This window comes from Pseudoxanthomonas sp. SL93, assembly GCF_026625825.1.
GTDB lineage: Bacteria > Pseudomonadota > Gammaproteobacteria > Xanthomonadales > Xanthomonadaceae > Pseudoxanthomonas_A.
In genome coordinates this window covers 458,089-482,997 of record NZ_CP113065.1, presented here as the reverse complement: position 1 = coordinate 482,997, position 24,909 = coordinate 458,089, and the positions used below count along the sequence as shown (strand labels likewise).

14 protein-coding genes are annotated in these 24,909 nt (G+C 64.6%); 5 read left to right on the top strand and 9 right to left on the bottom strand.

Annotated elements, in window-relative coordinates; translation table 11 throughout:
- The first annotated feature begins 7 nt into the window (after positions 1-7).
- On the top strand, positions 8-673 hold the full coding sequence (locus OVA13_RS02175) for a response regulator transcription factor (protein ID WP_267792191.1): 666 nt from the start codon (positions 8-10) through the stop codon (positions 671-673).
- Positions 674-1,216: 543 nt separating this feature from the next.
- On the opposite strand, the gene OVA13_RS02170 is transcribed toward OVA13_RS02175, so the two are convergent.
- From OVA13_RS02170 to OVA13_RS02160, 3 genes are all read right to left on the bottom strand, one after another.
- Positions 1,217-1,705 carry an NUDIX hydrolase gene (locus tag OVA13_RS02170; protein WP_267792190.1) on the bottom strand — a complete coding sequence of 163 codons (489 nt, stop codon included), beginning with the start codon at positions 1,703-1,705 and terminating at the stop codon, positions 1,217-1,219.
- Positions 1,706-1,801: 96 nt separating this feature from the next.
- Entirely contained in the window at positions 1,802-5,149 is a 3,348-nt protein-coding gene (locus OVA13_RS02165; protein ID WP_267792189.1) for a hybrid sensor histidine kinase/response regulator, read from the bottom strand.
- Positions 5,150-5,387: 238 nt separating this feature from the next.
- The gene (locus OVA13_RS02160; protein WP_267792188.1) at positions 5,388-7,607 is read right to left on the bottom strand and encodes a TonB-dependent receptor; all 2,220 of its coding nucleotides are present in this window, start codon (positions 7,605-7,607) and stop codon (positions 5,388-5,390) included.
- A gap of 172 nt (positions 7,608-7,779) precedes the next feature.
- Here OVA13_RS02160 and OVA13_RS02155 point away from each other — a divergent pair, with 172 nt between their 5' ends.
- The 4 genes from OVA13_RS02155 (at position 7,780) to OVA13_RS02140 (ending at position 13,802) form a co-directional block, all read left to right on the top strand.
- Positions 7,780-9,183 (top strand): GntP family permease, encoded by a 1,404-nt coding sequence (locus tag OVA13_RS02155; protein WP_267792187.1) that lies wholly within the window; start codon positions 7,780-7,782, stop codon positions 9,181-9,183.
- Positions 9,184-9,281: 98 nt separating this feature from the next.
- Positions 9,282-11,165 (top strand): DUF1800 domain-containing protein, encoded by a 1,884-nt coding sequence (locus tag OVA13_RS02150; protein WP_267792186.1) that lies wholly within the window; start codon positions 9,282-9,284, stop codon positions 11,163-11,165.
- A 10-nt stretch (positions 11,166-11,175) separates the two neighbouring features.
- On the top strand, positions 11,176-12,660 hold the full coding sequence (locus OVA13_RS02145; protein WP_267792185.1) for a DUF1501 domain-containing protein: 1,485 nt from the start codon (positions 11,176-11,178) through the stop codon (positions 12,658-12,660).
- A gap of 80 nt (positions 12,661-12,740) precedes the next feature.
- Positions 12,741-13,802, top strand: a complete 1,062-nt coding sequence (locus tag OVA13_RS02140; protein ID WP_267792184.1) for a hypothetical protein — start codon at positions 12,741-12,743, stop codon at positions 13,800-13,802.
- Between the two features lie 27 nt (positions 13,803-13,829).
- On the opposite strand, the gene OVA13_RS02135 is transcribed toward OVA13_RS02140, so the two are convergent.
- The 6 genes from OVA13_RS02135 to OVA13_RS02110 all read right to left on the bottom strand — a co-directional run bounded on the left by OVA13_RS02135 (position 13,830) and on the right by OVA13_RS02110 (position 24,636).
- Positions 13,830-14,972, bottom strand: a complete 1,143-nt coding sequence (locus OVA13_RS02135) for an NAD-dependent epimerase/dehydratase family protein (RefSeq protein ID WP_267792183.1) — start codon at positions 14,970-14,972, stop codon at positions 13,830-13,832.
- 689 nt (positions 14,973-15,661) lie between these two features.
- A complete protein-coding gene (locus tag OVA13_RS17995; RefSeq protein ID WP_324288246.1) occupies positions 15,662-15,958 on the bottom strand; it encodes a transposase in 297 nt (98 codons plus the stop codon).
- A 157-nt stretch (positions 15,959-16,115) separates the two neighbouring features.
- Positions 16,116-16,886 carry a hypothetical protein gene (locus OVA13_RS02125; protein WP_267792182.1) on the bottom strand — a complete coding sequence of 257 codons (771 nt, stop codon included), beginning with the start codon at positions 16,884-16,886 and terminating at the stop codon, positions 16,116-16,118.
- Positions 16,886-17,830, bottom strand: a complete 945-nt coding sequence (locus OVA13_RS02120; RefSeq protein ID WP_267792181.1) for an RHS repeat domain-containing protein — start codon at positions 17,828-17,830, stop codon at positions 16,886-16,888. The genes OVA13_RS02125 and OVA13_RS02120 overlap by 1 nt, the downstream gene beginning before the upstream one ends.
- Entirely contained in the window at positions 17,827-23,094 is a 5,268-nt protein-coding gene (locus OVA13_RS02115; RefSeq protein ID WP_267792180.1) for an RHS repeat protein, read from the bottom strand. Before OVA13_RS02115 ends, OVA13_RS02120 begins: the two co-directional genes overlap by 4 nt.
- Before the next feature lie 279 nt (positions 23,095-23,373).
- On the bottom strand, positions 23,374-24,636 hold the full coding sequence (locus OVA13_RS02110; RefSeq protein WP_267792179.1) for a CynX/NimT family MFS transporter: 1,263 nt from the start codon (positions 24,634-24,636) through the stop codon (positions 23,374-23,376).
- Between the last annotated feature and the right edge of the window lie 273 nt (positions 24,637-24,909).

The following is a 24,909-nucleotide window of genomic DNA, read 5'->3' as shown; positions in this document are numbered from 1 at the left end:
GACCTACATGCCAACCCTGCTGATCGCCGACGACCACCCGCTGTTCCGTGCCGCCCTGCGCGGCGCCGCCGCGGATGCCGTGGCCCAGCTGTCGGTCCTGGAAGCCGAATCGCTGGACAGCGTGCTGGCCGCGCTGGAAGCGCACGACGACATCGACCTGGTGCTACTGGACCTGCACATGCCCGGCAACCACGGGCTGGCCGGGCTGGCGGCGGTACGCGCGCAGTACCCCGCGGTCGCGGTGATCGTGGTGTCGGCCAACGACGACCCGCGCGTGGTGCGGCGCGCACTGGATCACGGCGCCGCGGGTTACCTGCCGAAGAGTTCCGGGCTGGACGAACTGCGCGATGCCATCCGCAGCGTGCTGGCGTGCGAACAGTGGCTGCCTGCATCGCTGCGCGGTGCGGTATCGCGCGCGCAGTCCTCCGAACACGACACCGAACTGGCGGCACGCCTGGCCAGCCTGTCGCCGCAGCAGTTCCGCGTGCTGACGCTGGTGGCGCAGGGTCTGCTGAACAAGCAGATCGCCGACCGCCTGGACGTGCAGGAACGCACGGTGAAGGCGCACCTGTCGGCCATCTTCGACCGGCTGGGCGTACGCAACCGCACGCAGGCCGGCGTGGTACTGCGCGAACTGGAACTGTCTGATCCGGCGCGGCACGTCGAAGGCTGATGCCTCTTGAGTACCATCATCCCGGCGCAAGCCGGGATGAGGGGCTGGCAGAAAGATCGCGAAGGACATGCGCATCGCACGTGGAACATCGCATCTCCACTGCCCTGCACGGGCGCGGTCATATTTTCACCACACGGCTTGACAGCCTTGTGCCGCAACCCGTGCCGACGCTTATCCACATGTTCGTCGACAGACCATCCACAGCCGGTGTGGACAAGTCCGGTACCGCCCCGTCATGGACTGGTCAAAAATTCGCCACACGGGTTGACAGGCTTGCGGCGCAAGGCGCCGTCGAGGTTATCCACATGGTTTCCCACGCACTCTCCACATGGCGTGTGGACAAGCCGGATCGTGGAACACGTGGCCGCCCTCTGCAGGAGCGACGTAAGTCGCGACCGTGGACCCTAGCCTCCTGTGTTCCATGGATAACCCGGACGCGGAGAAACATGCGTCGTAGGAAGCAACGCTCATTCAAGGTGCAGTGACCCCTTCGCATTCCGGTCGCGACCTACGTCGCTCCTACAGGGTCAAGCAGCGCGGCCTTCAGATCCGCGAATAATCCCACGACACCATGCGGCCATCGCGGTACGGCATGACGCCGTGGAAGGCGCGCGGATCGGCGTCGAACACCAACGGCAGGAAGTGGCGGTCGCCATCCCAGAGCGGCAGCTCCAGGATCCTGTCCACCGGCACCCATTCCAGCGTGCCTTCGGCATTGCGTTCGAACGGCGTGCCGCTGTAGGCGGTGATGACGAACACGAACCCCAGCCAGTCTTCGCCGTGCTTGCCGAAGCCGGGCCAGCTGATGGTGCCCCGCAGGCGCATGTCGTCGCAGTGGATGCCGGCTTCCTCGTGGATCTCGCGGCGCATGCCCGCCACCACATCCTCGTCGCGCTCGATCTTGCCGCCCAGCCCGTTGTACTTGCCGAGATGCTGGTCATCGGCACGTGCGTTGCGATGGATCAGCAGCACCCGCGAACGGTCGGGCGACAGCACATAGCCCAGGGTGGCGACGATGGGGGTGTAAGGCATCTGCGGGTTCCGGAGAATCAGGCCCGCATTCTAGCGGTTGCTGTCGTGGGAGCGACGCAAGTCGCGATGGGCCGCCGACGAACACGTGATCGCGACTTACGTCGCTCCCACATCGGATATCCGTGCAGCCAGCAGCCGGTCCAGCACCGATTTCAATGCCAATGGCCTCACCGGCTTCGCCAGCAGTGGCAGGTCGGCGTCACGCACGGCGCGCCGCACCGCTTCGGTCTGGTCGGCGCTGAGGATCAGGCACGGCCGCAGGCCGAAGCGTGCCTGCAAACGCAGCGCCAAGGCCACGCCGGTATCGTCGTCGTCCAGGTGGTAGTCGAACAGCCACAGGTCGGCGGCGCGTGCCTGCACCGCCGCTTCGGCCCCCGCACCGCCGGATGCGATGGCGACCTCGCAACCCCATCCTTCCAGCACCTGCTGCAGCGCGGCCAGCGCATCGGGATCGTTGTCGACCGCCAGCACACGACGTCCTCCCAGTCCCGGCTTGCCTATCGGCATGGCGTCCGCGGACAACGGCGCCGCGACGCGCGGCAGCGTGACCACGAAGGCAGCGCCATGGCCGAGGCGGCTTCGCAAGGAGAGCGGCGCCTGCAGCAGGCCGGCGATGCGGTCGGCGATGGACAGGCCCAGGCCCAGGCCCTGCCCGGGCACATCGTCGCCGCGGCGGAATTCCTCGAAGATGGCGCGCTGTTCCGTTTCCGCGATGCCTGGCCCGGTGTCCAGCACTTCGATGCGTAGGCCGTCGCGACCCGCGCGGCGCACGCCCAGCAACACGCCGCCACGTGGCGTGTAGCGCACGGCATTGGCGAGGAAGTTCTGCAGGATGCGCCGCAGCAGCTGCGGATCGGTGTGCACCCAGGCGCGCGTCGGCACGAAACGGAAAGCAAGCCCGCGCTCGTGCGCCAGGACGCGGAACTCCGATGCCAGCGGTTCCAGCACTTCCGCCAGCGGGAAATCACGCGGTTCCGGCACCAGTCCGCCCGCTTCCAGTCGCGACATGTCCAGCAGGCCAGTCAGCAGGTCGGTGGTGGAATCCAGCGCGCCGCGCACCTGCACCACGGATTCGCGCTGGCGCGGTTCCAGCACCTGCTGCGACAACGCATCGGTGAACAGCTGCGCGGCGTGCAGCGGTTGCAGCAGGTCGTGCCCGATGGCGGTCAGGAACCGGCTCTTCGCATCGTTCGCATGCTCGGCCTCGCGCTTGGCGGTCTCCAGCAGCGTGGTGCGCTCCACCACGCGCTGCTCAAGCGTTTCGTTGGCCAGCTTCAGTTCGCGCTCGGCCTGGCGCGAGGCGGTGACGTCGGTGTAGGTCGCCACGAATCCACCGCCCGGCATCGGGTTGCCGCGGATTTCCACGATGCTGCCATCGGGGAACACGCGCTCGGTCAGGTGCGGCGTGCCGGCACGCATGAAGGCCAGGCGACGGTCCAGCGCGCGTTCGTCCTGGCCGCGCTGCGGCATGCGCTGCAGCGCCCAGCGGGTCAGGTCGGCGATCGGGCGCCCGACCTGCAGCAGCTCCGGCGGGAACCCGAACATCTGTTCGTAGCGCCGGTTCCAGGCCACCAGGCGCTGGTCGCGATCCACCACGCTGATGCCCTGGCTCATGTTCTGCAGCGCGGCCTCCAGCACCTGCTGGTTGAAGCGAAGGTCCTGCGAGACCTCGCCGACGATGGCGGCCACGGTTTCCAGGTCGCCGCTCTCGCGGCGCGCGGCATCCATCAGCAGGCGCGCGGAGGCCGAACCCAGCACCGCCGCCAGTTCGCGCTCCAGCCGTGCCTCGATGGCGGCCGGCACCGGCCCGGTGCGCGGCGCGCCCAGCAGCAGCTCCTCCACGCGTTCGCGTGGCAGGAAGCGGCGGCCGGCATCCCGCAGTGTCTGCGCATCGAAACCCCGGCTGTCGTGCCGGCGCGGTGCACTGCCCCGCCAGCTGGCCACCAGCAGCGTGACCACCGTGCCGACGAACAAGCTGACACCGACTGCACGCCCCAGGCGGCTCCATCCGGTCAGGCCGAAGAAGCCATCGGGCGACAGACCGGACAGGCCGAACGGCCCCGTGTGCAGCCACGCCGGGGAAACACCGCGTGCATCCATCGCCACCGGCAACAGCAACAGCCATGCCCAGACCAGGAACCCCGCCACGATGCCGGCGATGACGGCACGCGGCGATGTCTGCGGGCGCCAGATGGCGAACGCCAATGCCGGCGCCAGCGTGGCCAGCGCGGAGAACGACACCGCGCCCACGTCGGCCAGCGCGTCGTTACCCGCGATCAGGCGGCTGTACGCCCACGCCAGCAGCATCACCGCCATGATGCCGATGCGCCGCTGCGTCAGCACCGCGCCACGCAGGTCGCCGCCGGTCCCACGCAACCAGCCACCGCGCAACAGGCCGGGCGCCAGCCAGTGGTTGCCGATCATCAGGCTGAGCGTCAGCGTGCTGACCACCACCATGCCGGTGGCGGCACTCAATCCTCCGAGGAATGCCAGCAGCGCCAGCCCTTGCTGGCCCTGCGACAACGGCAGTGCCAGCACGTACAGGTCGGACGGCACCGTATCGCCGAACATCGCGCCGCCGGCACGCGCCAGCGGCAGCAGCGGTGCTGCCATCAGCACCATGTAAAGCGGGAACATCCAGCGCGCGGTGCGTACGTGGGCCTCGTCGCGGCACTCCACCACGCCCACGTGGATCTGGTGCGGCAGGGTGAACATCGCGAGCACGCCCAACACCACCAGGGGCATGAAGCCGTACGTCGTCGACGCGGGCGCCACCGGCGGCGGTGCCGCCACCACGTCCGGCAGGCCGAACCACACGAACAGCCCCAACGCCAGCATCGCGGCCAGCTTGAACAGCGACTCGAAGGCCATCGCCAGTACCAGGCCACGGTTGTGTTCCACCGCGCTGGCGCGGCGCGTGCCGAACAGCATGGCGAACACGGCCATCGCCAGCGCCACGTAAAGCGCGCTGTCCTGCCAGGCCGGCAGGTCGTCGCTGCCCGGCGAACGGGTCAGCAACGCGAAACTCATCGCCACGGCTTTCAGCTGCAGCGCGATGTAGGGGATCAGCCCCAGCGCGGCGATCAGCGTGACCGCGGCCGCCAGCCAGCCGTCCTTGCCCAGCCGCGTGGCGATCAGGTCGGCCAGCGAGGTGGCATTGGATTCGCGCGCCAGGCGGACCAGCCGCACCAGCAGGAATGCACCGCACGCGTACAGCAGGATGGTGCCGACGAACGTGGGCGGCAATGGCCAGCCGTAGCGCGCCGCCTGCGTCACCGTGCCGAAGAACGTCCACGAGGTGCAGTACACCGCCAGCGACAGCGCATAGATGTAGGGCCACTGGGTCGCCAGCACGCGCGGGTGGCGCTCGGCATACAGCGCCGAACCGAACAGCACGCCCAGCCACAGCAACGCGGCCAGCACCACCATGCCGACGCTCAGCACGGCCACTCCAGCGTAGCGTGCGCCGTGCACACGGCCTCGCCACTCGGGAACCCGCGCAGGAACCCTGCCACCACCACCGATGCCGGGTGGTCCCCGGACCGCACGTCACGCACGGTGGATTCAGTGATCGTGCGCACGGCGCACGCTACGGGGCGGGAGGACATGCGCGGGAGCATAACGCAGCAGCGGCGGGCTTTCGCCCGCCGCTGCCGGTCACTCGTCATGGCCTTGCGCAGACTCAGAAGTCGTAGCGCGCGGTCAGGCTGTACTGCCTCGGCGTCCCGTAGAACCCGGTCAGCACGCCGTACGCCGGGATGTTGTAGCCGGTGGTGCGGTATTCCTCGTCGGTCAGGTTGCTGCCCTGCAGCGACAGGCTCCACGCATCGTTGACCTTCCAGATGACGCCCGCATTCGCCAGGCCATACCCTTCCTGCTTGATCACCGGGCTCAGGTCGGTGGTGGGCCACACTTCCGACTGGTACGAATAGCCCACGCGCGCGGACAGGCGGCCACCATTGGCCAAGTCGGTGCGGTATTCCACGTTGACGGCACCGGAGAACTCGGGCGCGTTGGTGAAGTACTGCGTGTCGGCCACGTTGACGCCGCTGGTGATGAACTCGTCGTATTCCGCATCCAGCCAGGCCAGGTTGCCGCTGATCAGCCAGTTCTGCGTGGGCAGGAACTGGTATTCCACTTCGACGCCCTGCACGGTGCCCTTGCCGGCGTTGGTGAAGTCGCCGAAGAAGCTCTGGCTGCCGTTGGGCAGGGTGTACGAGGTGAACACCGACAGCTGGATGTCCTCGTACTTGTTGTAGAAGTAGGCCAGGTTCAGGAACATGCGCTGGTCGAGCAGCGACATCTTGCTGCCCACTTCGAAGCTGTCGACCTTCTCGTCGTCGAACGGCTCGCCCGAGCGCGGCACCGCGGTGGTGTTGGCGCGGATGTTGTAGCCGCCCGACTTGAAGCCACGCGACGCCAGGCCGTAGACCATGATGTCCGGCGTGATCTGGTAGTCCAGCGAGACCTTCGGCGAGACGTTCTTGAAGTTGACCGTCTTGTCGAAATTGGCCGCCGTGCCCCACGAGGTGGTGTACTGGTTGTTGGTGTAGAAGCGGTTCAGCGCGATGGCGTGCTTGTCCTCGTCGGTGTAGCGCGCGCCCACGTCCAGCTTCAGGCGATCGGTCAGGTCGAAGGTCCAGTCCGCGTACAGCGCGATGCTTTCGGTGTTGACCACGCCCTGGGTATCGCCGAACAGCGGATTGGTCAGGGCGGGCGGCAGCAATGGATTGGAGAAGTAGTTCAACACCTGCCCACCGGCGTCGCCGTTGAACCAGTACAGGCCCATCACGCCGCGCGCGCGTCCGCCGCCGTCGAAGTTGGCCTGCAGTTCCTGGCTGACCTGGCTGTCGCTGTAGAAGGCGCGCACGTCCACCAGCGGCAGCGGCGTAGTGTCGAAGTCGATGTTGGTTTCGGTGTCCGACTCCCGCTTGGCGATGATGTACTTGAACGCCCAGTTGTCGGTCGCACGCCAGTTGACCGTGGCCGAAGCCCCCTTCATCTCGGTGTCGTTGATGTTCTTCATGCCGCTGCGGATGTCGTAGCGGTCTTCGGTGGGCGGATAAGCCGGCGCCAGCGGATTGGGCGCGAGCATCTTGGCGCCGCGCACGCCGGACTGGTCGTCCATGTAGTCGAACGCGAACTGGATGTCGAGGTCGTCGCCGGCATAGGCACCCAGCTGGAAGCGTGCCGCGTTGATCTCCTTGTCGCTGACGTCCTGGTCGGTATAGGTGTTCTCGCCGAAGCCGTCGCGGTTCATGCTGGCCACCGACACGCGACCGCGCAGGCCGCTGTCCTTGCCGCCGATCTCGCCGCCCAGCGCGGCCTTCACGTCCAGCTGGTTGTAGTTGCCCACGGTGACCGAGGCGAAGCCGGTGGTCTCCTGCGGCAGGCCGCGCGAGATGTACTTGATGGCGCCGCCGATGGTGTTCTTGCCGTACAGCGTGCCCTGCGGGCCACGCAGCACTTCGATGCGCTCCACGTCGAACACGTCGAGCAGCGCACCCTGCGGACGGGCGATGTACACGTCGTCCAGGTAGATGCCCACGCCCGGGTCCACGCCCCACAGCGGATCGGCCTGGCCGACGCCGCGGATGTAGGCGGTGACCGTGCTGGTGGAACCGCGTGCGGCATAGATGGTCAGGTTGGGCACCTGCGCATCCAGCTCGCCGATGTCGTCGATACCCATCTGGTCCAGCGTTTCCGCGGTGAAGGCGGTGACGGCCACCGGGACGTCCTGCAGGGTCTCCTCGCGCTTGCGCGCGGTGACCTTGACCGAATCGAGCGTGGTGGCGCTGGTGGCTGGCGGTTGGCTGGCGCCGGTGCTGTCCTGCGCCCATGCCATTGGCATGGACGACAACAGGACACAACCGATGGCCAGGCTCAGGTGCTTGCGCTTCATGGGTCTCCCCTCCTCCCGGGTATGACATGGCGGCGGACGGATGCCGCCGATTGAAGCGAACACTAGGGCCGGGACCGCGCGGGCGGCATCGTACCTTCGTACAGTGGGACGGCTGGCCCATGGCTGCGGATACTCGCCGCACCTGGAGTCGGCGCTGGCCGAGGAGTGTCGGATGTCGTTCCTGATCGTGCTGGCCGCGCTGTGTTTCCTGATGTTCGTGGCCTACCGCGGCTACAGTGTCATCCTGTTCGCGCCGATCGCGGCGCTGGGCGCGGTGCTGCTGACCGATCCGTCGCTGGTGGCGCCGATGTTCACCGGCCTGTTCATGGACAAGATGGTCGGCTTCTTGAAGCTGTATTTCCCGGTGTTCCTGTTGGGCGCGGTGTTCGGCAAGCTGATCGAGATCTCGGGTTTCTCCAAGGCCATTGTCGCCGCCACCATCAAGGTGGTCGGGGCGCAGCGCGCGATGCTGTCCATCGTGCTGGTCTGCGCACTGCTGACCTACGGCGGCGTGTCGCTGTTCGTGGTGGTGTTCGCGGTGTATCCGTTCGCGGCCGAGCTGTTTCGCCAGAGCGATATCCCCAAGCGGCTGGTGCCGGGCACCATCGCGCTGGGCGCCTTCACCTTCACCATGGACGCGCTGCCGGGCACGCCGCAGATCCAGAACATCATCCCCACCTCGTTCTTCGGCACCACCGGCTGGGCCGCGCCGGCACTGGGCACGATCGGCGGCGTTTTCATCCTGGTCGTGGGCATGACCTACCTGGAATGGCGCCGCCGCGTGGCCGCGCGCAGCGGCGAGGGCTACGCAGGCAGCGCGGAACTGCGCAACGAGCCGGAACCGTTCAAGGGCGATCGCCTGGCGCATCCGCTGATCGCCATCCTGCCGCTGCTGCTGGTCGGCGTGGCCAATTTCCTGTTTACCCGCTGGATCCCCGGCTTCTATGGCGAAAGCCAGTCGTTCGTCCCGGCCGTCATCGGCAATCCTGCGCCGGTCGTGCAGGAAGTCTCGAAGGTTGCCGCCATCTGGGCCGTGCAGGGCGCGCTGCTGGTGGGCATCGTGTCGGTCATCGTGTTCGCGTGGAAGCCGGTGTTCGCCAGCTTCGCCGAAGGCACGAAGAGCGCCATCGGCGGCGCCTTGTTGGCCTCGATGAACACCGCATCGGAATACGGCTTCGGTGCCGTCATCGCCGCACTGCCCGGCTTCCTGGTGGTCGCCAATGCGCTGCAGGCCATTCCCGATCCGCTGGTCAACGAAGCCATCTCGGTCACCGCGCTGGCCGGCATCACCGGCTCGGCCTCCGGCGGCATGAGCATCGCACTGGCGGCGATGGCGGACAGCTTCATCGCCAATGCCAACGCGGCCGGCATCCCGATGGAGGTGCTGCACCGGGTGGCCTCGATGGCGTCGGGCGGCATGGACACCCTGCCCCACAATGGTGCCGTCATCACCCTGCTGGCTGTCACCGGCCTGACCCACAGGCAGTCCTACAAGGACATCTTCGCCATCACCCTGATCAAGACCGCCGCGGTGTTCGTGGTCATCGGCGTGTTCTACGCCACAGGTCTGGTGTGAAAACCGTGGCCCGTTGGCGGGCTTGTGCACGCCGTCGCATTTAACGTCACGCGCTTCGCCAATACTCTGCGGCTGTCGGGGAAAACCGGGGCATCAGCATGGCGCGACACACGGTCCTGTGGCGGCGGACGAAGTTCCGCGGCCCGGTCAAACGCACGTCCAACACCTTCTTCCGCCGCAACGCCGAAGGCGGCCTGGCCAGCGCGGCCGACACACCCGCCGTTGCGGCACCGGACCTGTCCAAGCAGGTGCGCCAGCGCCTGAACCAGCTGTACGGCTGGAAAGGCGGCGAACGCGCCACGCCCAAGGACACCACGCCCGCCCCCGAAGCCGTCACCGAAGTCGCCGGCGGCCGTACGATGATGGGCCAGTCCGAGCCGCGCCTGTTGACCATGGCGCGCCCGCCTTTCGCGGTGCAGGCGCTCAACAACCTGAGCTACGGCGCCACCGCCACCACCATCGCCGAATTCAATGCGCTGGGCAGCACCGACCGGCAGCGCCTGGCCAACTACGTGGACTGGCAGCTGGACTGGAATGCCATCGACGATACGCCCGTCACCAATCGCCTGAACGCCGCCGGGTACACCACCCTCAACAAGCCGCTGACCCAGCTGTGGGCTGAGCACGTGGTGGCCGACCCCGAAAACGCCGTGCGCATGCGCCCGGCCAACGAAGTGCAGCGCGCGGCCTTCGTGCGCGCGGTGTATTCGCGCCGCCAGCTGCGCGAGGTGCTGGTCAACTTCTGGCACGATCACTTCAACGTGATGGGCACGGACTTCAATGCCGGCCCGGTGTTCGTCCACTACGACCGCGACGTGATCCGCGCCAACGCCAAGGGCAACTTCCGGGTGATGCTGGAGGAAGTGGCCAAGAGCACCTCGATGCTCTACTACCTGGACAACCTCAACAACTCACGCTCGGGCCCGAACGAGAACTTCGCGCGCGAGCTGCTGGAACTGCACACCTTCGGCGCGGAGAACTACCTGGGCTTCATGGATCCGTTCCTGGTGCCGCCGTGCCCCGAGGATCCCAGCTACCCCATCGGCTACACCGACATCGACGTGTACGAAACGTCGGCGGCATTCACCGGCTGGTCGGCGAAGAACGGGCACTGGCAGTACCCCACCGAGAACGACGGCACGTTCGTCTATCGCCAGGCCTGGCACGACGCCGGTCCCAAGTTCCTGCTGGGCAAGCTGTTCTACCCCGAGCAGCCGGCGATGAAGGATGGCCGCGACGTGCTGGACCGGCTGGCCAGCCACCCGCGCGTGGCCAAGTTCATCTGCAAGAAGCTGATCCGCCGCTTCATCAGCGACACGCCGAAGCAGGCGCTGATCGACAGCGCCGCGGCGATCTTCCGCGCCAACTGGCAGGCGCCCAACCAGATCGAACTGACCCTGCGGCACATCCTCAATTCGGACGATTTCATCAACAGCTTCGGCCAGAAGAACCGCCGGCCGTTCGATGCCGTGGTCGCCGCCATGCGCGCGCTGGGGGGCGACTGGACCGTGCGCCTGGACCACGGCCGCAGCGGCGACTTCATGTGGCTGTACGGCTTCACCGGGCATACGCCCTACAACTGGCCGGCGCCCAACGGGTACCCGGACACGGGCCTGGCGTGGTCGGGCTCCAACTCGTTCGCGATGACCTGGCGCGTGCTGGGCTGGCTGACCGAAACCAAGGACGGCGAAGTGCCGCTGCATCCCATCGTCGATACCACGCGCGCCAACATCCCGGTGGCCAACTGGACGGCGAACACGCTGGTGACGTGGTGGTGCACCCGCCTGCTGGGCTACCAGCCCGAAGCGGCGCGCAAGCAGGCGCTGGTGGCGTTCATGGCGCAGAACGGCGACCCCAACAGCTACGTCATCACCGACACCAACACCTGGCAGGGCAGCGATCTGAAACGGCACTACAACCACGAGCGCCTGCGAAGCCTGGTGGCGCTGATCCTGATGACCCCCGAATTCCTGAGCCGCTGAGGAGCCTGGCATGAGCCATTTCAGACTGACCCGCCGGGAATTCGTCAAAGGCTGCAGCGCCGCTGCCGTGGTGGGCGCTGCCGGTAGCAGCATGTTGTTTTCCGGCCAGGCGGATGCCGCCGCCAACGCCTACGACACCGTGGTGCACCTGTTCCTGCGCGGCGGCATCGACGGCCTGAACCTGGTGGTGCCGATCAGCGGCACCGACCGCACGCATTACGAAGAAGCCCGCCCCAGCCTGCAGATTCCCGCCACCGGCACCTACGGCGCGCTGCCGTTGACGTTGTCCAGCGGTGCGCAGACCGGTTTCGGCCTGCACCCGTCCGCCACCGGCCTGCGCGACCTGTGGAACGACAGCAGGCTGGCCATCGTGCACAGCTGCGGCATGGCCACCACGGTCACCCGCAGCCACTTCGATGCCCAGCTCTATATCGACCTGGGCACGCCGGGCAAATACGGCTCGGCGACGGGCTGGATGACGCGCGCGTGGAATTCGCGGCCCACCGGCACGCCGGCGGCTTCGTTGCCGGCGCTGGGCATCAGCGGCACGCAGCCGGCAGGCCTGATGGGCTCGCTGGACGGCATGACGATGAGCAGCCCGTCGGACTTCTCGCTCAACACCACGGCATGGAGCTGGCAGCGCACCCGCAGCGATTCGCCTGCCGGCCTGCGCGGCATCAACGAAACGCTGGCCAGCCTGTGGCAGGGCCAGACCGGCGTGGAAAGCAGCGGCCGCCGTGCCGATGGCGCCATGCGCCTTATCAACCAGCAGGGTTACGCATCGCGTCCGGCCAGCTGGCCGAGCGGTTCGTTCGCCGACCAGCTGTGGACCATCGCGCAGACCATCCGCTTCGACCTGGGCCTGCGCTACGCCACGCTGGACCTGGGCGGCTGGGACACGCACGACGGCCAGGGCACCGCCGGCAGCGGGTACCACTACTACCAGAACAAGATCGCCGAGCTCTCCTCGGCGCTGACCGCGTTCTTCACCGAACTCAACAGCACCGGGCAGATGGCACGCACCACGGTGATCGTGCAGTCCGAGTTCGGCCGCCGCGTGCGCGCCAACGCCAACGGCGGCACCGACCACGGTTACGGCAATCCGATGCTGGTGCTGGGCGGCGCGGTGAACGGGCGCCGGTTCTTCGGCCAATGGCTCGGCCTGGATCCGGCCACGCTGTCGCCCTACTTCGGCGATGTGCCGGTGACCACCGACTACCGTCGCGTGGTGTCCGAAGTGCTGGTGCGCCGCATGGGCAACGCCAACCTCAGCCAGGTCTTCCCCGGCTACACCGGCTACAGCCCGCTGGGCATCGTGCAGGGCACCGACATCACCGCGCAGTCGCAACCGCTGGTGGCGTCGTCCATTCCGTCCCTGCAGGTGCCCACGTCATCGGACAGCGCCAGCGATGCGGAGGCGACATCCGAGCGCGTCGTGCCCGACTGGCAGCGCCGCGGACCGGTGGACCGCACGCTGACGCGCAGGGAGCGTTGAATCACGGCCTCCAGCTTGCCCCGCTGGAGGCTGATGTGATCAGCTAATCGCCTTCTTCAGCGATGCCGGGAGATCGCGCCATGGATGCCGAACGTCGATCACGCGCGTGGATGATGATCGCGCTGGTCATGCTGCCCCTTGCCTTGGGCGCGGGCTGGTGGAGCGGACGCAGCAGCGCACGGGACAGCGAACCACCACCGTCCCCATCCGCCGCTCCGATGCCCGTTCCATCGAATGCCTCCACCCCCGCGCCGGATGCCGCCGTACGCAATCCGGCATCGGCAGCAGCGGCGCGCCCTTCGAACGCACCGTTGCCTGACCTGTCCACCCCGCTGCGGAACATCCTGCCCGAGCTCAAGCGTCGCGCGGACGCAGGCGATCCCACGGCTGCCTGCCGGCTCGCCGCGGAGATGGAATTCTGCGACGACGTCCGCAGGCGACTTGATGAAGCGGCGAATACGCTGCATTACACCGGCGGCGGCTCTGGCCCTGCCGCGACTCCCGAGTTCGAGGCCAGGCAGCGCGCGGCGCGCGAAGCAGCGACTGTCCGCGGCGAACAGGCACTCAAGGAAAGCGCGCATTGCGAGGGTATCCCCGCGTTCGATTCCCGTGAGCGCCTGCACTACTGGCGCGCGGCGGCACGCGGAGGCAGTGCGCCGGCGATCAACTTCTACGTGATGGGGCGGCCGTTCCGACGCGAAGATACGCTGGAGGAACTGGACGCGCTGCGGGTGTACCGCGACGAGGTGGAAGCCATCGCCCTGCGTGGCGTCGCCGCCGGTGACATCACGACGACCCTCGCGTTGGCGAACGCCTACTCCCCCCACCGCCGCTCCGAACGCAACCTGCTCAACCAGGCCGTGACCCCCGATGCCGGCAAGTCACTGGCGCTCTACCTGCAGGCAAAGGCGCTGCTGGATCAGCCACCCCCGGGCGTACCGCGGCAAGGACAGCTGTTCGACAGGTTCGTGCGCGACCTGGAGGGCGATCTGGATGCCACCGCACTGGCGCGAGCCCGCGAACAGGCTGCCGCGTACCGGCAGGCCGCACCTGCACCGCTGCTGCCCTCACGTGCACGCAGGGGCAATGCACTACCGGCCGGTGGCCCGAACGCCCTGCTGCGTGAGCAGTGCACGCCATGAATCAGCAGTGCAGGCCGCTTTGCGACGTCACGCCTTGCGCGCGTGCCAGGCCTTCAGCAGTTCGGTTTCCTTTTCGCGGGTGATGCCGGCATTCAACTTGGCCTGCCGTTCGCCCGGCAGGCCGCGGAACCACGCCAGCAGGTCGCTGACGGTGGTGGCCAGCGGGCGGAAGGTCAGGCCCGCCTGGATGGCGCGCGCGTTGCTTACCGCGCCGTAGCCGCCGTACTGCGGGTGCTTCGGCGACACCCAGATCGGCAGGCCGACCTGCTTCTCTTCCAGGAATTCGGGTGACACGTGGGTCAGCGTCATGCCGCCGCCGGTCACGGCCTGGCAGCCATGCAGCATGGCGTCCATGCCCAGCGTGTAATCGGGGCCGCAGGCGTTGAAGGTGCCGTAGGTCTTCGCTTCGGCCAGGCGGATCATCCATTCGCCCAGGTCGCGGCCATCGATGATCTGGATGGGGTCGTTGCCTTCGCCGGGCACCAGGATCTCGCCGCCCTGCGCCACGCGGTGCGGCCAGTAGGTGAAGCGGTCGGTTTCGTCGCGCGGGCCGACGATGTAGCCGGGGCGCACGATGGTGACGTTCCTGCCGAACTGCTTGCGGGCTTCGGCTTCGCTCAGGGCCTTCAACGAGCCGTAGAGGTTCTCGATGTCGGCGCGCAGGGTCTCCTGCGTTTCGGCCATCGCGTCCTTGCCCTTGTAGACCGCCAGCGGGGAGTCCTCGTTGATGCCGGCCTTGCCGCCCTCGGCGTACACCGAGATGGTGGAGATGAAAAGGTAATGCCCCACGTTGCCCTTCAGCACCTTGCCGGCGTCGCGCACCCAGAACGGCAGGCTGGTGGGGTTGTCGATGCAGACATCCCACTTGCGCCCCTTCAAGGAAGCGAGGTCGCCGGTATTGCGGTCGCCGTGCAGTTGTTCGACTTCGCCCGGCCAGTCCGGCGAGGGCTTCTTGCCGCGGTTGAACAGGGTGACCTTGTGGCCCCGCTTCAGTGCGTAGTCGACCTGGAAGGGCCCGGTGAAGCCGGTGCCCCCGAGGATCAGGATGTTCAACGGCTTGGCGGCCTTGGCAATGGGCGTGGTCGCCGAGGAGGACGCGAAGGACGGCAGCGCGGCAGCGGCAGCGGCCAGCGCGCCCAGCTTGAACAGGTCACGGCGGGTGGTGGTCATGCGGATGCTCCCCAGCAACGGTCAGGAAAACGCCTTGATAACACTGCAGCCCCCGGACTACCCCTGCCGGAAGTTGGTGTGACTTCCTGTCGGGCCGTGAGAGGGAGGAAGCCACTCGGCCCACCTCCAGTGCTTGGTCCGCAAGCACCAAAGCCTCAGCCGCAAGGCGCTTCGGCCTTGCACGCAGGGTAGTAAAGCCTTGCATGTAAGGACGGGGACTTTGCGGCTGACGCTTTAAGCGTTGCGCCCGGGTTTGGATGTTGCGCGCAACGCAAGGCTGGTCCGCGCGTTGCTCGGCCCGCCGTGGGCGGTGTCAGATGGCGAGCTTACGGGGATATGTTAGAGGCAGGCGCAATGCAGGACAGGGACCGCCTTGTCTGGCATCAGAAAATGTACTCTGACCCCTGTTTCGGGCGTATTGCTGCGATATCGTCATCCGAGATCCGTGATGACACCATCTCGCGGTACAGCGAGAGTCGCTCGGAAACACTCACTGCAATCTACTTATACAGCGTGTGCGGGCTTACCAGCGCGTCATACTGACCCGAGCCATTGGCTCCATAACTTGACCAACGGTAGTCCGCTGGACTTTTCACCATGCCCGCGCGCACTGGCTTCAGTTCGATGTAGCGATAGCAGCTCATCACGTAGCGTTCGTCATCGACGAGGCTCGCCTTGTAGCGTCCTTCTCACAAAGTGCCCGTACGACCGATGGAGTCATTCAGGTAGCGCACGTAGCGCCGGCCCGTTGCTTGAATCATGCGGGATAACGCCCCGGCTGCAGTTGGCGTTACCAGCAAGTGCACGTGGTTTGTCATCAGCACGTAGGCGTGCACACGGCATTCGTACTTGAACGCAGCCTCCCGCAAGTCCTGCAGGTAGCGCACATAATCAACGTCACGAAAGAAGCACGGCTGCCTGTCGTTCCCACGTTGCGTCACGTGCTGGGCTACTCCCGCTAGATCCAAGCGCCTGGTCCTTGGCATCTCCAACCCTCCCCTCAACGGACCAATAGTCTCCATCGTTCCACGAACGGGGTATGTCAGGAGCGGGCGTGACGCATGGTCAGGGACTGCCTTGTCTGGCGTCAGAAAATGTACTCTGATCCCTGTTTTGCACTTCTATTCTTGCAAAAAATCACCGCTACGCCACTCTCTCATATTGAATCAGGAGCCCTTCGGCCGAAAGTCGAGAAACAATCTCCTTCACATCAGCCCCCTTAGTTATCCAAACCCAAGTTGAATTTTTATATTTTATTATTCTACCCCATGAGTTACGACGTACAGCCTCGGTGAAAATAAGCCCGCCCACCGTACAATTCAAATGGCTCTCATTAATAATATTTGCATCGTAAACATCCCTAAACATGCCTTGATTCTTAAACCTCCGTCCGACTGGTGGATTCATTATCCTTTCATTGAACCACCTCGCGTCCCCTTCTGATTGTAATTCATCCGGATCCCCATCCGAAATTTGATGGGTTATTCCTAAAGCATATAGCATGGAGTCGTGATCTTTATCCCAGCAAAAAACACACCCATAACTTATTTTGAGTTTTGAAGAAAGCAGATCAATCAAAGAATTAAACAAGGTTTCGCTCTCTAAATAAATCGGCACTCGAACAAATGCGAACGAAGCGGGTGACGCACTTCCAGTTATAAAGAAGTAGCCGTCTTTACAATCCCCTAAAAAACTTCCCTCGATCGATTTTACGTCACTCCTATTCTTGATCTCATGATCTATCTGATCAATACGTAACTTCTTAGATCTTGGCCAACCTGACACCAAGACGGAAAAATCATGCAGGAAGAAATCGTTTTCTAAAAAATACTCTTTTACAGAGTTAAATATATCGAGACACCCTACGCCGGTATCCCAATCATATATGGCGAGACAATACTGCTTTGTAGTCATCAGGCGCACTCTTTGGCCTCCAAGCAACGAATCCAGTCTGCGCTATTCATCGGCATGGATGCCCGCCCTTTTGCTTGCTCTGCCGCCTCACGCTGGTTGACCCACTCATGAAATATCATATGCAAAATCCCTAGTGCGCCGAGGCCACGTACTGTTGACCCTCCAGACCCTCGCGGTACAACGTCAGGGTCTACCACGATGTTTTTCCCCGGCACACCTAGCCCCGCCCGGGCATCCGAAAGCTTTGAAACTAGCTCACCACGTGTCTGCCCTACTGAACGCACCTCATGCATATCAATAGTTCCATTTTTATTCACCACAGTCACGTCAGGCTGAATCTTAGGTGCATTCTGATTGCCAGTGACCGTTGTTAACCGCTGATTGAGATGAACTGATTTCGCTCCGGGCCTAGCTGCTTCTTTATTCGCTATGCGCTGCGATGTCGACGCATGTCCAGGAGTTTTTTGCGAGTTCTGTGCATTTCCATGAATTGGACAACGGATACGAGTCCCTGCAGTGTCACATGTGTATCGCCCATCCGGATCGGTAAACCTATAGGGATTATTATTGGCGTACCAATAGCGATTGAAGTTGGCTCCCCCTATCGAATCTGCTGAGACTGGGTCGATAGAAAGAAACCTTCCTATCTCCGGGTCGTAATACCGCTGCTGCATATAAGTCAGCCCAGTTCCCCCATCCTGCACATGCCCGGTAAACCCGACGCCACTGAACCCCGGGTTGCCAATGACCGCGCCATACGGCTCGTAGTCATTCCGCTCGATGACCTGCCCCGCCTGGTTGGTCACTGCCACCGGACTGCCCAGCGCATCCGTATGCAGATACTCCACCACCGTCTGCGCCAACGCGCCCTGTGCGGCGGCGAACTGCGCCACGGCCACCAGCGCCACGACCACCAGCTTGCGAATCAACGAAGACGTCTTCATAGCGACACCGGTCCTGCCCACGCGGAGCACCCATTGCTGTTGCAGGCCCGGACCAGATAGGAGCGATTGCCCCCGCCCGTCTGCTGATGACTCGTCGCGCCGCCCATGTTGAGCAACGACGTTCCACCTTGGCCATACGTGATCTGCAACTGGTAATACGTCGCACCATAGGACCCTGACCAACTGACGAAGTACGTGTACTGGATGGGTCTTATGTCATCCAGGACGTCCCGCTCCCCGGTGAAGTTTCCGGGCGGCGCAGGAATCAGCGGCGGTACGTTGACGACCGTGGACGTCTCTGCACTCCAGGGACCACACCCCGCCACATTGCAGCCCCGCACCAGGTAACCGTACGTAGCATTGGCCTTGCCCGTCAGCGGATAGCTGCCCGCCGGGCCGTTGTACAGGGCGTTCCAGCCACCACCGTTGACGCGCTCCAGCAATTCGTAAGCCGTTGCTGCGGCCACGCCATTCCAGTTGACCGTGAAGTTGTCCACCGCCACGCTGGCCGGCGAACTGATGCCCGGGGCCGTGGTCGGCGGCAACGTCACCTGGATGCTGCCCACCGCACTGAGCGGACCGCAGCCTGCGTCGTTGCAGGCCTTCACGCGGTAGCCGTAAACGGCGGCCGGCTTGCCGGACAGACCATGTGCCGTGCCCACCGAGTTGTACACCAGCGTCCAGCCACCGCCGTTGACCTGCTCTTCCAGCTGATAGGTCACCGCACTCGCCACGGCGCTCCAGCTGACCGTGTAACTGCCGTTGTAGCTGGCCGGCGGCACCGACAAGGTGGGCGCCGCGGGCGCATAGATCACCTGCGTAGCGCCGACGTTGGAGTACGGACCACAGCCGGCCGGATTGCAGGCCGTCACACGATGCTGGTAGTTGCCCGCCGGCCGGCTGCTGTAGCTCCGACTCTGCGCGGCGATGTCCTGTACCTGCACCCACGCACCGGAATTGAAGCTCTCTTCCAGACGGTACGTGGACGCGGCCACAACCGATGTCCAGCTGACCAGATAGTTGCCACCGGCCGCCAATCCGGGCGCCGACAGGCTGGGGGCGCTGCCGGGCGGCAGCTCGACCGTGGTCGTGCCGGTATTGCTCCACCCGCTGCAGGTACTCGCCTGGCATGCCCGCACGCGGTAGGCGTACGAACCGCTGCCCTGCCCGCCCACCGCATGCGAGGTCTGGGCACCGGCGTAAGCGCCCTGCCAGCTGCCGCCATTCGCACTGATCTGCAGCTCGTAGCTGGTCGCCGTGGGCGTGGCCGACCAGCTCACCGTATAGCTGCCATTGCTGCTGTAGCCCGGCGTGGACAGCGCGGGTACTGACGGCGCCACGATGGTGGCGATACGCGCGATGACACTGCCGGACAGGGTGACATACTCATGGTTCTTGCCCGTCCGCTCATCCTCCTGCCGGCGTAGAACGCCGTCTTGGCCATACATCGAACGGATTGCCGCCTGCGCGGGATTGGTGGCCTGCACACGGCGCCCATGGCCATCGTAACGGTAGCTTTCGACATTGGTGGCAGCGCGCAATCGGTTGCCGAAATCGAAGTCGTACAGCTTGCCGTTCTTGTTGGTCAGGTTGCCCTGCACGTCGTAGGCGATACCGACGATGGTGGCGCCACCGCTGTTCTTGACACTCATCAGCCGATTGCTGGCGTCGTAGACGTACTGCGCGTAGTCCTTGACGGCTGCCAGCTTCCAAGAGGTGATGTTGTCGATGGCGTCGTAGGTGTAACGGTGCCAGTGATCTCCGCCGAACATTGCCGATCCTGCGGCTGTCAGTCGGTCAAGTCCGTCATATTCCATGAGTCGATACTTAGGCGAGCTACCTGGGATCATGTCGGGAACGTGATCGTAGATTTGGTTCACGTTGCCATTGCCGTCATAGCGATAACTGAAGTCCATCGCCAAGCCACTGCTAGTGACCCGATCAGGCAACTGTCGCGCATTCTGCGCCATGGAATGAACAATGCCATTGCCATAGGTGAATTGTTTGATGGAACCATTCGGATAGTGGGTTACGCCGGAGGCGTAACTGCCCGCCTGGGTGGGTTGCCCCAGCGCGTTCGGTGCATAGTCGACCACCAGTCCACTGGGGTAGGTAATGGAAGACTGCGCGCCATTCCTGTTATAGGCGTATGCCATCGACCAGCCGTAGAGACCCGGCTGCGTCAATGTTTCCGCAGTCAGCAGCCGCCGGCGGTTGTACCCATACCCATTGACGACCTGCTCACCACCGTTGACGTTATGGGTGGTGATGGATTGCGGCAGGCCATCGGGCGTGTAACCCCACGATTGGTTGCCGCGCCCATCCGGAAAGACCAGATGGGTCAGCAGATTGGTGGGACCATATACGCGACTGACCTTTCGCGCCGCGACGGAAGGCGACGTTCCGCTCGCCTCGCACGCCGTACCCGCCGGCAACCCGGACGCCGACCACACCAGATTATCCGCGGCGTCGTAGCCCACCAGGGTTGCACCCGTCTCCGGCTCGACCGAACGGCACAGGCGCTGATGGGCGTCGTAGCCATAGGAGCGGGTGACGATGACGCTGTTGTCCGCGCTACGCCGCGTGAGCGTCTCCGGCTTTCCGAAGACGTCGCGCACGATCTCGGTACGCGCGTTCTCCGGATGCACGATGGCCTTCGGCCAGTCGTAAGACGGCTCGTCGTAGACCATGTAGCTGGTGGTGGTAGCGTGGGTACGGGGGTTGGTGTGCGTGGTGGTGAAGCCGGACCCGTAGGTTGTGAGCGAGACGAGAGCGCCCAGCTCGCTGTCCTGGGAGGTCGATGTCACCCGCCCCAGCGCGTCGTACTCGGTCCAGGTGCCGGTGGTCAGCGCATCGGTCGTGCCAGGATAGGACGCAAAGGTCGCCTTGCCATTGTGGTCATAGGTGAAGCGCTGGAAGCGCTGCGTTCCAACCACGTTGGCCGCGTCAAACTCCTGGGTGACCAGCGGACGCCACAAGGCGTCGAAATAGCTGAACTTCTTGGCATTCCCGGTGCTGACGGACTGGCGCCAGTGTCCTGCGGGAATTCCATATTCGGCGCCGGCGACGGGCTCGAACACCTGCGTGGTCTGGTTCCAATGGACCTGACTCGTATCGCACGCATTCAGTGTGGTCTCCGAAGGGTAGGTCACGCTGGCAATACGGCCCATGGCGTCGTAGCCATAGCAGGTCTTGAACTGGTTCTCATCGGTCACGGACGTGATCCAACCGTTGTCGTCGACCAGAGCGGATTGCGAAGTGCTGTCCGCCGCGACAACCGATTGCGGCACACCCCGCTTCCACGCGCCCAGCGTGGTGACGTGGTTGTTGCCGTCCGTGACCGTCTTCAGCGTGCCCAGCTGATCAGCCGCAGCGGTTTCATAGCCGATGGTGTGCTTGAGCCTGCCGAAGCTGTAGGACTTCCACGGCAGGTGCTTCCAGCCGAATTCCGTACGCGAGGTTTCGATGCCCGCCGTCGTGCTGCGTTTGACGCTGCCCAGCACCCACAGATTCGGTTCGTCCTCGTACTCGGTGGTGTCGGTACGGGAATGCCCCGGCCCCGAGCGCGTGACCGTGATGGCGCGGGCCATGCTGTCGTACGCCGTCACGGTCTTGGAGAACGTGGCTCCCTGCTGGGTAGTGGTGCTGCTTTTCTCGGGTCGGACAAACTCGGACGTGTAACTGTCGGACCGAGGATTCAGCGTCGTACCGAGCTGGGCCACATACGGAAGCCCGGTCGTTGCCAGTTCATACGCGGTGGCCACCGTGCGCAGAATGGCGCTGGGGCTTTCACCCTTCTCCACGTTGAGTAGCAGTCCTTCGTTATGGCGATAGGTGTTGCCGAAGGTGTAGCGAGTGAAGGCTCCGTCGGGCTCGGTGACACTCGTGGTCGTGGAGCCGCTGGAGGGGGCGAACCCGTATGCAGCGGCATAGGCGTAATTCCATTCGGCCGGAGCAAGCCCAGGCCCGGTGATGCGCTTCTTCGTCAAAGCGTAGTGGTCATACGCGACTGGAAGCCAGGACACGTCATCAGCCACGAACGATGGAGTTCCTCCGCCATCGCAATGCATGGGCACATTGGTGCGACCGAAACGTTCGGGAGAAACGGTGAATTCGCCTACGGCCCCAGAAGGATGTGTAATGGTTCCAGTCTGAGGCTGCGACGCGACGTCGCCAGGATTCAAACAGTCGCGATAAGCCTCGCCCGGCTCACCCTCGTAGTAGCGGACCGCCAGGACAGCGAAGTTCGCGAAATTGATGGACCAGCTGGAGTTGTCTGGCAATGTCACGGAGCTCAGGCGACCGCCGGTATATCCGTAGTTCCAGGTCCGTCCGTTTGCGGCAATCTGGGAGATCTGGCCGGAGCCGTTATAGGTCGCGGAGATCAAGCGCCCATCGCTTGACTGGATGGAGGCCAACCTGATCGGCGAACCCGCAGCGTTGCTGTACTGGTATTCCACCCAGTTGCCGAACCTGTCCTCGACGCGGGTGGCATACAGCCCATACATGCGGCGAGGCAATTTTGCGCTGTAGCTCGTTCCCCAATACACGCTGCCTTGTTGCTTCTTCTCCAAGTGGGCGCGCTGCGCAGACCCCATCCAGTCAAATCGATACTTCGTTCCATCTGGCGTGATAGCGACGAACCCCTCGCCGGTGCCATTCTGCACGCTGGTCAGGCAGGAGAGATGAGTTCTGTCAGACGTCGTCCAGTAATACGGACCCCCAGTAGCAGGCTTCGGTACATCAGGCTTAGTAAGGAGAAGTTCTGCGCTTCCCCTTCCAGGAAGAACCAACTGCGGCTGCTGCCAGTAATCCAGCGCATAGAAAGTAATCTGACCCGTGTCGATGTTAGGCGGCAGTGCCTCGCTCGCTGTAGTGACGCTGCAGCGCTGCAGTGGCGAAGTGGGACTCGCCACGACCCAACCGGTCTGCGACGCATAAAGTCCTTCGACGCGAGGCAGTTCGATATCCCAGTCGCCAAACGGCATTTCATTGAGGCGCCAGCGCCGATTGACGACGGGAAAACTCCGCGTGATGCCAACGTCCAGTCCGTTGTTACCGGGAATGGATACGTCCGTCGCTGAAAACGACAAGGCGCCATTGGAGAAGCTGATCTGGTCGCCGAACAGGTCGGGGCCCAAGGACCCCACCACCTGCCGCGTTTTGATGAGCTGGTCGTACTCTTCCCAGAGCTTGTTCGAATCCTGTGCATACGCAGACGGCACCAGCGCAGCCATGCACGCGGCAATCAACCAACGACTCATGCTTCTTCCTTTTACAGCGCGTACGCGCCGACCCCAAGAAACTCCTATCGGCCAGACGCAGCTGACCGACCCCGTGAAGCGGAAATTAAATCGAAGCGGAGTTGTTTGGGAAGGGCTGCGCCAACGTAAACGTATGTACGTCCTGGACACCTACTGGCAAGCGTGACCGCTGGCGCACTTCGCCGACGGAAGCGGTGCCTGCACCCACGGTTTCGCTGCAATCCGGGACACGGCGGCTTGGCAGACTCAACGAGACTCCCCGCGTATCAAGCCCCTCGGCTAATGCCAGGTATCTTCCAGATACCGCGGCCGACACGCGAGGTAACCACCGATCAGCAGCACCACGATGCAGGCAGCAAGGAACGCCATCGGCAGGGCCCAACCGTGCGTGTAGTCGTGCAGCAGGCCGAACGCCAGCGGCCCCGCGCAGGACAATGTATAGCCCACGCCCTGCATGAAACCCGACAACGCTGCCGAGCCTTCCGGCGTGCGCGTGCGCAGGTTGATCATCGTCAGCGACAGCGGGAACGTGCTCGGCCCTAGGCCGAGCAACGCCACCCACAGCGCGGGTGCGGCCATCGGCGCGAGCAGCAGGCCAGCGAATGCCGTGATGTAGAAACCCGCGCAGACCACCACCACGATGAAGGGATTGCGCATGCGCACCGCGATCTGCGGCATGGTGAGCGATGCCACCAGCCCCAGCGTGGAGAACAGCGCCACCATCGCACCCCCCAGCGCCGGCGTACCGCCGGCCTCGACCAGCAGTTTCGGCAACCAGGTGAACATGGAATACGTCACCAGCGAGGTCATGCCGAACATCAGCGCCATGCCCCACGCCACGGGCGAGCGCCACGCGCGTCCGGCGGGACGTGGCGCGGTGAGTTCCGGTGCCTCATCGTCGACGGTGACCGCTGCGTCATGCACGCGTGCCAGCAGCGAGGCGCGTCGGCGCTCCTGCCACAGCACCAGGCACCACGGCACCGCCGACACCGCGGCGAACACCGCCCATACGCCCAGCGAAATGCGCCAGCCCGCGGCTTCCATCACCGGCACCGCCACCAGTGCGGGCAGGATGGTGCCCGCCTGCAGTACGGTGATGTACAGCGTGCTGACTGTGCCCACGCGATCGGCGAAGTAGCGTTTCACCAGCGGCGGCAGCACGATGTTGCCGATGCCCATGCCGGCCAGTGCGGTCAGCGAGGCCGCCATCAGCGCCGTCGTATCGCCTGCCGCGCTGCGCAGCAGCAGGCCCAGCATCGCGAGCAGCATGGCGAGCAACGCCGTCCGCTCCAGTCCGATGCGATGCGCCAGCGCAGGCGTCGCCACGCCGAACAGCGCGAACGCCGCCGTCGGCAGCATGCCGAACACGCCGGTCATGGTGGCACCGAAACCGAACGTATCGCCCAAGGTGTCGAGCAGCGGCGTGAGCGACGTCACCGCGGTACGCAGGTTGAACGCGGACAGCACGATGCCCAGCAGCACCAGCCCACGGCCTGACCAGCGCGATGCGGGCGTCGCGGCGTGTGTCTTCTTGGATTCCATGCCCGTCATTATCGTCGACCGCATGACAACCGTCGGCGCGCGCATGAAGACGCTGTGTCCTGCGCGATCGTGCATGGCATGAATCCTTCTCCCCGCCTGCGGGGAGAAGGTGGCCGAAGGCCGGATGAGGGGCGACGAAGCCAATGCACTCAAAGCGACGGCGGGAACAACGAACAAGACGATGGAAGAACCGCACTCGATGCGTTGCGCGCCATGAACGATCACGGCTCCGGCTGCCCCTCACCCGCCTTCGGCACCCTCTCCCCGCCCGCG